At 35.2% G+C, this 14,416-nt stretch carries 6 protein-coding genes; all 6 read left to right on the top strand.

From position 1 onward, the window contains the following. Positions 1-33 precede the first annotated feature (33 nt). Entirely contained in the window at positions 34-2,784 is a 2,751-nt protein-coding gene (locus J2Y38_RS16485; RefSeq protein WP_309844608.1) for a glycoside hydrolase family 78 protein, read from the top strand. A 143-nt stretch (positions 2,785-2,927) separates the two neighbouring features. Beyond that, positions 2,928-4,073, top strand: a complete 1,146-nt coding sequence (locus tag J2Y38_RS16480) for a sialidase family protein (protein ID WP_309844607.1) — start codon at positions 2,928-2,930, stop codon at positions 4,071-4,073. 170 nt (positions 4,074-4,243) lie between these two features. Then, complete coding sequence (locus J2Y38_RS16475; RefSeq protein ID WP_309844605.1) at positions 4,244-5,128, top strand: TIM barrel protein; 885 nt, start codon at positions 4,244-4,246, stop codon at positions 5,126-5,128. A 158-nt stretch (positions 5,129-5,286) separates the two neighbouring features. Then, positions 5,287-8,016 carry a glycoside hydrolase family 20 zincin-like fold domain-containing protein gene (locus J2Y38_RS16470; RefSeq protein ID WP_309844604.1) on the top strand — a complete coding sequence of 910 codons (2,730 nt, stop codon included), beginning with the start codon at positions 5,287-5,289 and terminating at the stop codon, positions 8,014-8,016. 108 nt (positions 8,017-8,124) lie between these two features. Next, complete coding sequence (locus J2Y38_RS16465; protein WP_309844602.1) at positions 8,125-11,652, top strand: malectin domain-containing carbohydrate-binding protein; 3,528 nt, start codon at positions 8,125-8,127, stop codon at positions 11,650-11,652. Between the two features lie 277 nt (positions 11,653-11,929). Beyond that, the gene (locus J2Y38_RS16460; protein ID WP_309844599.1) at positions 11,930-14,356 is read left to right on the top strand and encodes a sugar-binding domain-containing protein; all 2,427 of its coding nucleotides are present in this window, start codon (positions 11,930-11,932) and stop codon (positions 14,354-14,356) included. Positions 14,357-14,416 lie beyond the last annotated feature (60 nt).

Here is a 14,416-nt window from a genome sequence, read left to right as displayed (position 1 = left end):
GACCAGCACATCATTACGCTTAAAAATAATATCATGAAAAAGTTTTTTCTACATCTTACCTTAATCATTTCACTTTTTACAATTTCGGCGAAAGCCCAAAACAAAATCATTGTGAGTGATTTAAAATGCGAAATGCTTACCAATCCAGAAGGAATTGACGTTTTACAGCCAAGATTGAGCTGGAAAATAAAAGCGAACATAAATGATGTAAAACAAACTCATTATCAAATTTTAGCTTCTTCTTCTTTAGAAAAACTAAATGCAGGAAATGGAGATTTATGGGACAGCGAAAAAGTGCAAAGCGATGCATCTGTAAATGTAATTTATAACGGAAAAAAACTGAATGACAGACAAGACGTTTACTGGAAAGTAATTGTTTTTACGAATAAAGGCGAAGTAAAATCGACAGAATTAGCGCATTTCAGTATCGGAATTTTAACTTATTCTGAATGGAAATCAACACGCTGGATTGGATATGAAAAAACTTCTCAGGGAGATAGTATTTCACAATATTCCAGATTATCTGCCAGATATTTAAGAAAAGAAATTGACTTAAAAAAGAAAGTAAAAAGCGCCAAAGTCTATATTATGGGAATGGGCTTGTACGAGTTATATATCAACGGAAATAAAATTGGCAATCAGGTTTTAGCGCCCGTTCCGACAGATTATACTAAGAATGTAAAATACAATGTTTTTGATGTGACTTCGCAATTGAAAGAAGGTAAAAATGCATTGGGAACGATTTTAGGAAACGGACGTTTTTTTACCATGCGTCAGGATTATAAACCGTATAAAATCAAAACATTCGGATATCCGAAAATGGCTTTGCAATTGTTTGTAGAATATATAGACGGAAGCAAAGACGTTATTCGCACAGATGACACTTGGAAGATTACGACTGATGGTCCGATTTTATCGAACAACGAATACGACGGCGAAGAATACGATGCACGCAAAGAAATGAAAGGCTGGAATACCATCAATTTTGATGATAAAAAATGGCTTTCGGCAGAATATGTTCAGGAACCGGGCGGATTCTATGAAGGACAGATGTCGGCTAATATGAAGATTAAACGTGAAGTAAAACCTATTTCGATTAAACAAACCCCAAAAGGAACTTATATCTTAGATATGGGGCAAAATATGGTGGGCTGGTTACAATTGAAAGTGAAAGGAAATGCGGGTGATAAAATTACGATGAAATTTGCGGAATCTTTACAGCCTGACGGTTCATTATATATTGCCAATCTGCGTGATGCCAAAACAACGGATATTTATACGTTAAAAGGCGAAGGCGAAGAAATTTGGGAACCACGTTTTATTTTTCATGGATTCCGATTTGTTGAAATTTCGGGTTTCAAAACCAAACCAACTTTAGATAATTTCGTTGGAAAAGTCGTTTACGATGATATTGCAACAACTGGAACTTTTGATTCTTCGAACCCAATCATGAATCAGATTTTTAAAAATGCTTGGTGGGGAATAAGTGGGAACTATAAAGGAATGCCAATTGATTGTCCACAACGAAATGAGCGTCAGCCTTGGCTGGGAGACAGAACAACCGGAGCTTACGGAGAAAGTTTTTTATTTGATAATCAGACTTTGTATGCAAAATGGTTAGACGATATTAAAAATGCCCAAACTATCGATGGCGGAATCCCAGATGTAGCACCAGCTTTCTGGCGTTATTACGGAGATAATGTGACTTGGCCGGGAACTTATATCACAGTTGCCGATATGCTGTATCAGCAATTTGGAGATAAAAAAGTAGTAGAAAAGCAATATCCGTCGATGAAAAAATGGATGGATTATATGGAAGAAAACTATTTGGTTGATGATATCATGACCAAAGATAAATACGGTGATTGGTGTGTTCCGCCAGAATCGTTGGAATTAATCCGTTCAAAAGATTCTTCTCGTTTAACAGACGGCGAATTGATTTCGAGTGCTTTTTATTATCAGCTTCTAAATATCATAAAAAAGTTTGCTGTAATCGCCAATGCTCAGAATGATATTAAACATTATGATGAATTGGCTTTGCGAATCAAAAAAGCATTCAATGCCAAATATTTTAATACAGCAAAAAACAATTACGCCAATAATACCGTAACAGCTAATTTACTGCCTTTGACTTTCGGAATGGTTCCTGAAGATTCACAGCAAAAAGTGTTTGAAAATTTAGTTCATGAAGTTGAAGTGACTAAAAACGGTCATGTAAGCACAGGAGTTATTGGAACTCAGTTTTTAATGAGAACATTAACGAATTTTGGTCGTGGAGATTTGGCTTTTAAATTGGCATCAAATAAAACCTACCCAAGTTGGGGTTATATGGTTGAAAACGGAGCGACAACAATTTGGGAACTTTGGAACGGAAACACTGCTGATCCTGCAATGAATTCACAAAATCACGTAATGCTTTTAGGTGATTTATTGATTTGGTATTACGAAAATATGGCGGGAATCAAGAGCAATCCTCAAACTCCCGGTTTTAAGCAAATTATCATGAAACCAGATTTTAATGCGGGATTAACTTATATAAATGCTTCTTACGAATCGGTTTACGGAACAATTAAAAGCGATTGGAAAAAAGACAAAAAAGCTTTGGTTTGGAATATTACCATTCCGGCAAATACTTCTGCATTAGTTTATCTTCCAACAAATGATATTTCGCTTGTTTCAATTGATAAACAAAAATTAGATAAAACTTCGCATTCTTATAAAACAGAAAAAAGTAATCTAGTTATTACACTTTCATCAGGTTCTTATATTTTAAACGTTAAATAGTCAGCATTTTCAATAATTCGGGACAGTACAGGATACATCTTTAGTTTTTTAGTGTCATTTTTACATTTATTAAATAATTTTGTGCGAAAAATTATTAGTAATGTATTTATAATCAAAAATTTTAATTCATAATAAAATTAAAAATGAGAATAATAAAATTGACATTTGTCTTGTTTGGACTTTTCCTTTTAGGAAGTTGTAAATCGGCTTTAGAAAAAAAGACCTGGAAAGAGGGGATTTTGGTAGATGAATTTATTTATGATAAAGCGCCTTATCCGTCTTGCCATGCCGTTACAATTGTCGAAGCAACAAATGGCGATTTAGTTTCATCTTGGTTTGGAGGAACTGCAGAAAGAAATCCTGATGTCTGTATTTATGTAGCAATCAAACCTAAAGGAAGCGATAAATGGGGCGAAGGCGTAAAAGTAGCCGATGGCGTGATGAAAGAGGGACCGAGATTACCTACATGGAATCCGGTTTTATATCAAATTCCGGGTGGTGATTTAATATTATTCTACAAAATAGGGCCAAAACCATCTGAATGGTGGGGCGTAATCAGAACTTCATCTGATGGCGGAAAAACTTGGTCAGAGGCGCAAAAAATGCCAGACGGTTTCTTAGGGCCAATCAAAAATAAACCGGTTTTATTAAGCAACGGAACTTTATTATGTCCGTCAAGTATCGAAGGTGATGGCTGGAGACTTCGTATGGAATCTACTCCAGATTTCGGAAAAACATGGGTCATGGGTGATACACTTGCTAGAGGAAAACAAAAAATAAATGCTATTCAGCCAAGTATATTATTTCACAAAGACGGAAGTATTCAGGCAATTGGTAGAACCAGAAACAGAGCGATTTTCAGCACATTCTCAAAAGACAACGGAAAAACCTGGTCTGATGTAGAATTAATCGGATTGCCAAATAACAATTCAGGAACGGATGCTGTAACTTTAAAAGACGGAAGACATTTGTTAGTTTACAATCACGTTCTTCCTCCAGGAAAAGAAGCAAAAGGACCAAGAACACCATTGAATGTTTCTGTTTCTAAAGACGGAATTCACTGGAACGCGGCTTTGGTTTTAGAAGATTCAAAAATTAGCCAATATTCGTATCCGTCAATAATTCAAAGTTCTGACGGAATGGTTCATATCGTTTACACTTGGAGAAGAGAAAAACTGAAATACGTAAAAATTGATCCGAGTAAACTGGTGGCACTTCCAATTAAAAACGGAATCTGGCCGGGCGACGAAAATAAAGTAGTAACAGCCGTAAAAGCTGAGGAAGAGTAAAAAATAATATAAGGCCACAGATTAAAAGGATTAAAAATGATTTTTATTCTAATTAATCTCCAAAATCTGCTTAATCTGCGAGAGTAAATTTTTTCACGCAGATTTAGCAGATTTAGCAGATTTTTTTAATCCTTCTAATCCTTTTAATCTGTGGCAAAAAAATATAAACAATGAAATCTAAAAGAAATTTATTTATTGCAATGCTTGTTGTTATGTCGACAACATTCAACAGCTGTGCAACGGCTCAGACTTCAAACAAAAAGCAAAAATATAAGGTTGCAGTTTGCGACTGGATGATTTTAAAAAGACAAAAATTAGGTGCTTTTGGTTTGGCATCAGAAATAAAAGCTGACGGAATCGAGTTGGATATGGGAGGTTTAGGAAACCGTCCAACTTTTGACAGCAAATTAGGCGATCCAGTCGAAAGACAAAAATTCTTAGATAAATCAAAAGAAACTGGAGTTGGAATCAGCTCGATTGCGATGTCTGGATTTTACGCACAATCATTTGCGACAAGAGAAATCACACCAATGATTACGGATTGTATTCAGACCATGAAAAACATGAAAGTAAAAGTTGCCTATCTTCCGTTAGGAACACAGACAGATTTGGTTAAAAATCCGGAATTACGTCCAGAAGTTATTAAGAGATTACAATGGGCAGGAAAAGAAGTCGGTAAAATAGGAGGTGTTATCGCAATTGAAACTTCTTTGAGTGCGACTGAAGAGAAAAAACTTTTAGATGAAGTCGGTTCAAAATACATTAAAAGTTCTTTCAATTTTGCGAATGCGGTTGATAATAAAAGAGATATTTCATCAGAATTAAAAATATTAGGAAAGAAACATTTAGCACAAATTCATGCTTCGAATACGGATCAATTTTGGTTAGAAAATGACAAAGCGATCGACATGCCAAAAATCAAACAAACTTTGGACGAAATGAAATGGAGTGGCTGGCTTATTGTAGAACGTTCACGCGACGTAACACAAGTGCATAATGTAAAAGCTAATTACGGAGCAAATGTGGCTTATTTGAAGAGAATTTTTCAGAATTAAAAAGATTAAAATATACAGTGAATAATATGTAATCGTTAAACAATACAATTTTTCACTATAAATCTGCCGAATCTGCTAAATATGCGAGAGATACTTTCACGCAGATTTAGCAGATTTAGCAGATTGTTTTTAAAAAGAATACCCAAAAACAGCATACCATGAAATATTTACAATTACTTTTTTTATGTTTTTATGTCTCTTTTGCATCGGCACAAAATATCACTATTGTTAGTGATGTGAGTTCGCCGAGAGCAAAATTCGGAGCAGAGAAATTATCAGAAACCCTTACTGCAAAAGGATTCAGCGTAACTTCTTCAGATAAATTCAAAAAATCAAAAGATAAAGTAATTGTTATTGGAGAAAAAGGAACAGACTTTTGGAAACAAAATGCTAAAAGCGCCAAAATCGATGACAGTAAATTAACGAAGAAAGAAGGTTTCCAGATACGCACTCAAAATAATGTAATTTATATTGAAGGAACAGATGCATCAGGAACTCTCTATGGAGCTTTGGAATTAACAGACCGCATTAAAAATTCAGGGGAACTTCCTTCAGAAATTAATATCGAAGACAGTCCGGAAATGGTTTTGAGAGGAGCTTGTATCGGAATGCAGAAACCCGTTTATCTACCGGGACGTGATGTTTATGAGTATCCATATACGCCAGAAACGTTTCCTTGGTTTTACGATAAAAAATTATGGGTAAAGTATTTAGATATGTTGGTAGAAAACAGAATGAATTCTTTGTATTTATGGAATGGACACCCTTTTGCTTCTTTAGTAAAATTAAAAGAATATCCATTTGCGGTAGAAGTCAGCGATGAAGATTTCAAAAAGAACGAAGAAATCTATAAATTTTTAACAGTTGAAGCCAACAAACGTGGAATCTGGGTAATTCAGATGTTCTATAATATTATTGTTTCTAAGCCTTTTGCAGAGCATTATAACATTAAAACACAAGATCGTTCGCGTCCAATTACGCCATTACTTTCAGATTATACGAGAAAATCTATCGCCGCTTTTATCGAAAAATATCCAAATGTTGGTTTAATGGTTTGTTTGGGAGAAGCCATCAATACGGTCGATGATGACGTAGAATGGTTTACCAAAACTATTATTCCGGGTGTTCGCGACGGTTTGCAGGCATTAGGAAAAACAGAAGAACCGCCAATTATCCTTCGTTCTCACGATACCGATGGACCTTTGGTTATGGAAAAATCACTTCCGTTATATAAAAATTTGTACACAGAAAGTAAATATACAGGAGAGTCTTTAACGACTTATACACCGGGTGGACCTTGGGGAGAAACACACAAACAGTTGAGTGTTTTAAAATCAATTCATATTGAGAACGTTCATATTTTGGCCAATTTAGAACCTTTTAGATACGGTTCGCCAGATTTTATTCAGAAAACGGTAAAAGCGATGCACAGTGTTCACGGAGCAAATGCATTACATTTATATCCACAAGCGTCGTATTGGGATTGGCCGTATTCGGCAGATAAAACTAAAACTGGCGAACGTTTATTAGAAATGGATCGTGACTGGATTTGGTACAAAGCTTGGGCAAGATATGCTTGGGACAGCAAAAGAGATAGAAACGAAGAAGTAAAATTTTGGGATAAAGATTTAGCCTCAAAATTCGGAACTTCTCAAGAAGCGGCAAATAACATTTTAAAAGCTTACGAAGAAACAGGAGAAATCGCTCCAAAAACCTTAAGACGTTTCGGAATTACCGAAGGAAATCGCCAAACGTTATTGTTAGGAATGTTTGAAAGTCAGTTGGTAAATCCGTCGAAATGGCGAGTTTACCCAGGATTCCATGAATCTTGCGGACCTGCTGGCGAATTGCTTTTAGAATATGCTAAAAAAGAATGGAATAAAGAACCGCATTCGGGCGAACTTCCAACTCAGATTATTGCTGAAATTACAGAACACGGAAGATTAGCTGTTGAAGCTATCGACAAAGCCGAAGCAAGCGTAACCAAAGACAAAGAAGAATTTGCACGTCTTAAAAATGATATGCATGCGTATAAGGCTTTCGCCGATTTCTTCTCAGAAAAAGTAAAAGCAGCTTTATTGGTTTTAAGATACAGTTATTCAAACGATATTACCGATTTAGATAAAGCGATGCCTCATTTGGAGAAAAGCATCGAATATTACGAATTATTGGTAAACTTGACGAAAGATACATACTATTATGCCAACAGTATGCAGACCGCTCAACGCCGAATTCCAATTGGAGGAGACGACGGAAACAATAAAACATGGGCTGAATTATTACCGCATTACGAGCGAGAATTAGCTAATTTCAAAAGAAATTTAGAGAAGTTAAAATCTTCAAAAGACGGTAAAATTGAAACCAAAGAGGGAAAACCTTGGAAAACGGAGGAAGTAACTTTTATCGACGAAAAACCGGGAACGTATCTAGTTAAAACAGGAACAAAAGTTTACGGAACAGATATTTCTGAGTTAACTAAAATTGCTCCTGAACTTCAAAACCTTAAAGGATTTTCATTCGTAGAAAACGATCAAAACGAAAAAGGAACACATTTGAAGTTTAGAAACACAAAAGCCGTTAAATTAGTGGTTGGTTATTTCAATTCAGATCAGAAGAGATTTTTATTACCGCCAAGTTTAGAAACCGATGCTGCAGGAAATGCGCACGGTCAAGCCGAAGTTATTCTGGCAAGTGCCATGAATTTAAAAGAGCTTCCGCGTGTAAATATCCATACTTACACATTTCAGCCGGGTGAGAACAAATTAGATTTAGGAAAAGGAAAAGTATTGATTTTAGGTTTTATAGACGCAGATCAAACGATAACGCCACGTGATGTTGGATATATCGATGCAGGAGAAAAAGCAGCTATTGACTGGTTGTTTTATTAATATTATAGACAAACTTAAACCTGACGGGTTTTAAAAACCGGTCAGGTTTGCTTGCAAATATCAAAACTTTAATAACCTTATATCACTTATATGGTTCAATAAAAAAATATGAACAGAGTAGTTTTTTTTATTTTTTATTTTTTTTCAAGTACATGCTTTGTTTGGAGTCAAAGCACTAAAAGTTCAGCGAAAGTCCGAAAGGAAGTTTCGCTGAACTCCTCTTGGGAAACCATTCTTTTGGATAATCCGAAAGAAGAAAAATCTTTTATAGAAAATCCAAAGTCAGATAAATGGTTAAGTGTAAATGTTCCGCACAACTGGGATCAGTATTATGGTTACAGAAGAACAAAACACGGAAATTTACACGGAACAGCCTGGTATAAAAAAACTTTAAAACTGGATAAAAAAGACGTTTCAAAACAACTTTTTCTCTATTTCGAAGGTGTAAGTTCGTATGCAACTGTTTGGGTCAACGGCAAAAAAATAGGAGAACACAAAGGCGGACGAACGACTTTTACATTAAACATTACAAAAGCTGTTTCTTTCGATAAAACAAATACGATTTTAGTAAAAGCAGCGCATCCATCTTTTATTGCAGATTTGCCTTGGGTTTGCGGCGGCTGTTCCGGTGAATGGGGATTTTCAGAAGGTTCTCAGCCAATGGGGATTTTCAGACCTGTTTCGTTGGTTATCACAAATGATATTCGAATTGAACCTTTTGGTGTTCATATTTGGAACGATAAATCAGTTTCAAAACAAAAAGCCATTCTTCATATAACAACAGAAATCAAGAATTACGGTACTTCAAACAGAAATGTAACGATTGAAAATATACTATTTGATGCTTCGGGAAAGAAAGTTGTTGAAGTAAAAAGCGACATTAAAAATCTTTCGGAAGAAACAAAAGAAATAGCACAGACGCTTCCGGAAATTATAAATCCAAAATTATGGTCGCCTTCCAATCCGTATTTGTATAAATTGGTAACTTCAATTTATGAAAACGGAAAAATAATCGACCAGTTAACAACGCCTTACGGAATTCGTTGGGTTAGTTGGCCAATAAGTCGTGATGGAAAAGATAATCGTTTTTTTATTAATGATGAACCTGTTTTTATAAATGGCGTCTGTGAATACGAACATTTAATTGGAAACAGTCATTCATTTTCAGACGAAATGATTCATTCCAGAATCGAGCAGATAAAAGCTGGCGGATTTAATGCTTTTAGAGAAGCGCATCAGCCTCATAATTTAAAATATCAGGAAGAATTAGATAAAAACGGAATTCTGTTTTGGAGTCAGTTTTCGGCACATATTTGGTACGATACGCCTGAGTTTAAAGAAAATTTTAAAACTCTGTTACGAGAATGGATTAAAGAGCGCAGAAACAGCCCGTCGGTTGTCATGTGGGGATTGCAGAATGAAAGTACAATTCCGAAGGAATTTGCTGAAGAATGCACAAAGATAATTCGTGAAATGGACCCGTTATCAGCTTCGCAGCGCATTGTAACGACTTGCAATGGAGGTGAAGGAACAGATTGGAATGTTGTTCAGAACTGGTCTGGAACTTATGGCGGAGATCCGTTAAAATACCATTTAGAAATGACGACTCAGTTATTAAACGGCGAATACGGCGCATGGCGTTCTACCGATTTACACACCGAAGGTGAGTTTGATCAAAAAGGAACTTTGAGCGAAAACAGATTCTCTCAATTAATGGAAATTAAAGTCCGCGAAGCCGAATCTGTAAAAGATAAAATTGCCGGACAATTTAACTGGCTTTTTGCTTCGCATGAAAATCCGGGACGCGTACAAAATGGAGAAGGGTTTAGAGATATTGACAAAGTTGGTCCAGTAAATTACAAAGGACTTTTTACCATTTGGGGAGAACCTCTTGATGCATTTTATATGTACCGTGCTAATTATGTTTCAAACAAAACAAATCCGATGGTTTATATTGTTTCGCACACTTGGCCAAGTCGTTGGGAAACAACTGGAATCAAAAACGGAATCGATATTTATTCGAATTGTGATGAAGTAGAATTATTCAACGATGTCAATAAATCTTCTTTAGGAAAACTAAAAAATCCGGGAATCGGACAACATTTTCAGTTTAATAATGTCAATATTCAATACAATGTTTTATATGCTGTTGGGTATGTAAATGGAAAGGCTGTTGCTAAAGATTATATAATTTTAAATACACTTCCGAAAGCGCCAAATTTTGATGCTTTAACATCTGATAAAAACGATATTACAAAAGCAAAAAGCGGCTATAATTATATTTACAGAGTAAATTGCGGTGGTTCTGAATTTACAGATTCTGCTGGAAATACATGGTTTAGCGATACTCATAAAAATGGACAACATACTTGGGGATCTTTATCCTGGACAGATAATTTTGAGAAACTCCCAGACTTTTTTGCGAGCCAAAGAAGAATTTTTGATCCAATAAACGGTACAAAAGATCCAGAACTATTTCAAAGTTTTAGATATGGCGTTGATAAATTGCGTTATGAATTTCCTGCATCAGACGGAGAATATTTAGTAGAATTATATTTCACAGAACCTTGGTACGGAACTGGAGGCGGAATGGATTGCAAAGGCTGGCGTTTGTTTGACGTTGCCATTAACGAAAATGTGGTTTTAAAAGATTTTGATATTTGGGCAGAAGCAGGGCACGACAATGCTTTGAAGAAAACTTTTGTTGTAAAAAGCACAAACGGAAAGATTGTTATTTCGTTTCCAAATGTAAAAGCTTCGCAAGCGATAATTTCTGCAATTGCGATTGCAACAAAAGATATTCATGCAAGACCAGCAGCTGAATCTCCAAAAAACATAGAAAATTATGTACAGGGAACTTATGATAAGAACCGTAATACTATAGCTTCCTGGCTGGATATCAATTCAAAACAATATTCAGATTCGGATGTTGTTTTTACCGAATTGCCTTCTGAAGTTTTTGGTGCAGATTATTTACAATTTTCTGATCATTCTAAAATTAAGGGGACTTTTTCTGCCAAAGAAGATTCGGATTTATATCTTTTTATAGATAATAAAAATTTGAATTTAGAGAAGTTTACAGATTATAAAAAGTTAGAAGAAAAAGCTAAAAATAGTAATCAAACTGAATTTATAATTTTTACTAAAAAGGTAAAGAAGGGCGAGAAAATCTCTTTTGATAATAGTGAAGAGATAACTACAATTGCAATCGTTCCAATTTATGATATGGGCGAAAAAGACGATTCAAGACCTGTAGTAATCATTGAAGCAGAAAATGCCAAAACCACGGGAATCGGAATTGAAAAAGGAAATTTCAAAAAAGCCGATTATATTGAGTTTACTCAAAAAACAAATAACAGTATTCAGTTTGAAGTTAAACCCGGTGTGGCAGGGATTTATTTAATGCGTTTTCGTTTTATGAATAGAAATGAAACACCGTTAAAAGTCAAATTCAAAATGGAAGATGCGTATGGGATTTTAATGCGAAATGATACGATTGAATTCTTTCCTTCACCAGAAAAATGGAAGGTTTTAAATACGACTTCTGGTGGTTATATTAATGCAGGTACGTATAAAATTACTTTGGAAGGTGATGATTTGAAAGGATTGATGCTGGATAATTTTGAATTTCAATAAGGGAGTGTTTGCCACGAAGACACAAAGACGCAAAGGTTTTACTGTAGAGACGCACTGCTGTGAGTCTACGCTCCAATTGTCGATACTTTGTGTTAGACGCACTGCAGTGCGTCTCTACGGTAAAACATTACGATTATAACGTTCAGCTTGTCATCCTGAGGAACGAAGGATCACACCAGAAACTCGACAAAGATTGGCGATTTAGTTTGTGTGGGCTTCGACTTCGCTCAGCCTGACAAAACGGTGTAAAAATTAGATTAGAATAAAAAACATATTTATGATTAAACATAAAAACATATTTCAAAAAATTACAATTGCCTTATTGTTTTCGTTTTCAATTTTTGCACAAAAACAAGCCAGAATTGTTGAAGATTTTAATAAAAACTGGAACTTCAAGTTAGGTGATTATCCTGAAGCAGTCAATGCTAATTATAATGTGTCAGACTGGAGAACACTTCAATTACCGCACGATTGGAGTATTGAAGGAACTTTTGACAAAGACAGCAAAACGAAACAAGCGCAAGGCTTTTTACCTGCCGGGAAAGGTTGGTACCGTAAAGTTTTTACTATTCCGGCGAGTTGGAAAAGCAAAACGATTTCAATTGAATTTGACGGTGTTTTTAAGAATAGTGAAGTTTTCATTAATGGAAAATCACTTGGAATTCGCCCAAATGGTTATATCTCTTTCAGCTATGATTTGTCTCCGTATTTAAATTTTGGACAAGCCAATATTATTGCCGTTAAAGTTGATAATGATGCTCAGCCAAACTCAAGATGGTATACGGGTTCTGGAATTTACAGAAATGTGAGATTGGTGACAAGTGAAAAATTACACGTTGGGAAGTGGGGGACTTTTGTAACTACGCCTGAAGTTTCAACAAATAAATCAAAAGTGCATTTAGAAGTTACAATTGATAATGATAATGATACTGCCAGAGAATTTACATTGGTCACTTCTATTTTAGATGCAAAGAATAAAGAAGTAGCTAATAAGATTTCTACAGAGAAAATTGAAGCTAAAACATTTGAAACGAAGGTACATAATCTTGATGTTCTAGAGCCACAATTATGGAATACTGAAAATCCGTATTTGTATAAAGTAATTACTAAAATCTACGAGAAATCTGTACTAGTCGATAATTATGAAACGCCGCTCGGATTTAGATTTTTTAATTTCGATTCAGAGAAAGGGTTTTCATTAAATGGTGTTCCGACAAAAATATTAGGAGTTTGCCTGCATCATGATAACGGCGCTTTGGGTTCAGTAGAAAATATTCATGCCGTTAGAAGAAAACTGACTTTGCTGAAAGAAATGGGAGCAAACGCAATCAGAATGTCACATAATCCGCATTCGTTGGAAATGATGCAATTGTGCGACGAAATGGGATTCATCGTTCAGGACGAAGCTTTTGACGTTTGGAAGAAGAAAAAAGTAACCAACGATTACCATAAAGATTGGGATGCGTGGCACAAACAAGATTTAGTAGATTTTATTAAAAGAGATCGCAATCATCCATCTGTAATGATGTGGAGTATTGGAAACGAAATAAGAGAACAGTTTGACTCTACGGGAATTGCGATTACTAGAGAATTAGCTAAAATTGTAAAATCGTTAGATATTACGCGTCCTGTAACTTCGGCTTTGACCGAAAATATAATTGAGAAGAATTTTATTTATCAATCGGGAGCTTTGGATCTTTTAGGATTTAATTATAAACATGAAGATTACAAAGATTTTCCGGAACGTTTTAAAGGACAAAAAATATTGGCTTCTGAAAGTGTTTCGGCTTTAGAAACACGCGGACATTATGATTTTCCAGATGGAATTAAAGCATGGCCAACAAAACACGGCGCTCCGTTTGACGGAAATGCCGATTGGACAGTTTCGGCTTACGATCAGGTGAAATCGTATTGGGGAGCAACGCATGAAGAGAACTGGAAAACAATCAAAAAGCAGGATTTCATGGCAGGAACTTTTATCTGGACAGGTTTTGATTATATCGGTGAACCTGATCCATATCCTTATCCGGCGAGAAGTTCTTATTTCGGAATTGTTGATTTAGCGGGACTTCCAAAAGATGTGTATTATATGTACCAAAGTGAATGGTCAACAAAACCTGTTTTGCATATTTTCCCGCATTGGAACTGGAAAAAAGATCAGGAAGTTGATGTTTGGGCGTATTACAATAATGCTGATGAAGTGGAATTATTCTTAAACGGAAAATCTCTCGGCATAAAATCAAAACAAAATGATGATCTCCATATTTCATGGAAAGTGAAATTTGAACCGGGAACTATAAAAGCTATCTCAAGAAAGAACGGAAAAGTAGTTTTAGAGGCAGCAATTCATACAGCGGGAGAAGCTTCTAAAATAGATTTAAAAGCAGATAAAACTATTATCAAAAACGATACTTATGATTTGGTTTATGTAACCGTTTCTATAGTTGACAAAGATGGAAACTTATTACCAAATGCAACAGATTTAATTAATTTTGAAGTTACCGGCGGAGGAAAATTAGTTGGAGTTGATAATGGTTATCAGGCTAATTTGGATTCTTTTAAAGCGAATTCTTGTAAGTTATTCAGTGGAAAATGTATTGCAATTATTCAGTCGAATGGGAAGAAAGATAATATTAAGTTAAAGGCTTCGAAGGCTTCGACAGGAAATTTACAAGCAACGACAATTGAAGTTAAAGTAAAGTAAATTTATCTCTCGTAAAGTTTTAAACCATATAAGTTATATAAGTAAATTTAAGTTTTAGCT

The organism is Flavobacterium sp. 2755 (genome assembly GCF_031455715.1).
Taxonomy (GTDB): domain Bacteria; phylum Bacteroidota; class Bacteroidia; order Flavobacteriales; family Flavobacteriaceae; genus Flavobacterium.
The sequence above is the reverse complement of the archived record's forward strand: the minus strand, read 5'-3'. Positions and strand labels throughout refer to the sequence as shown.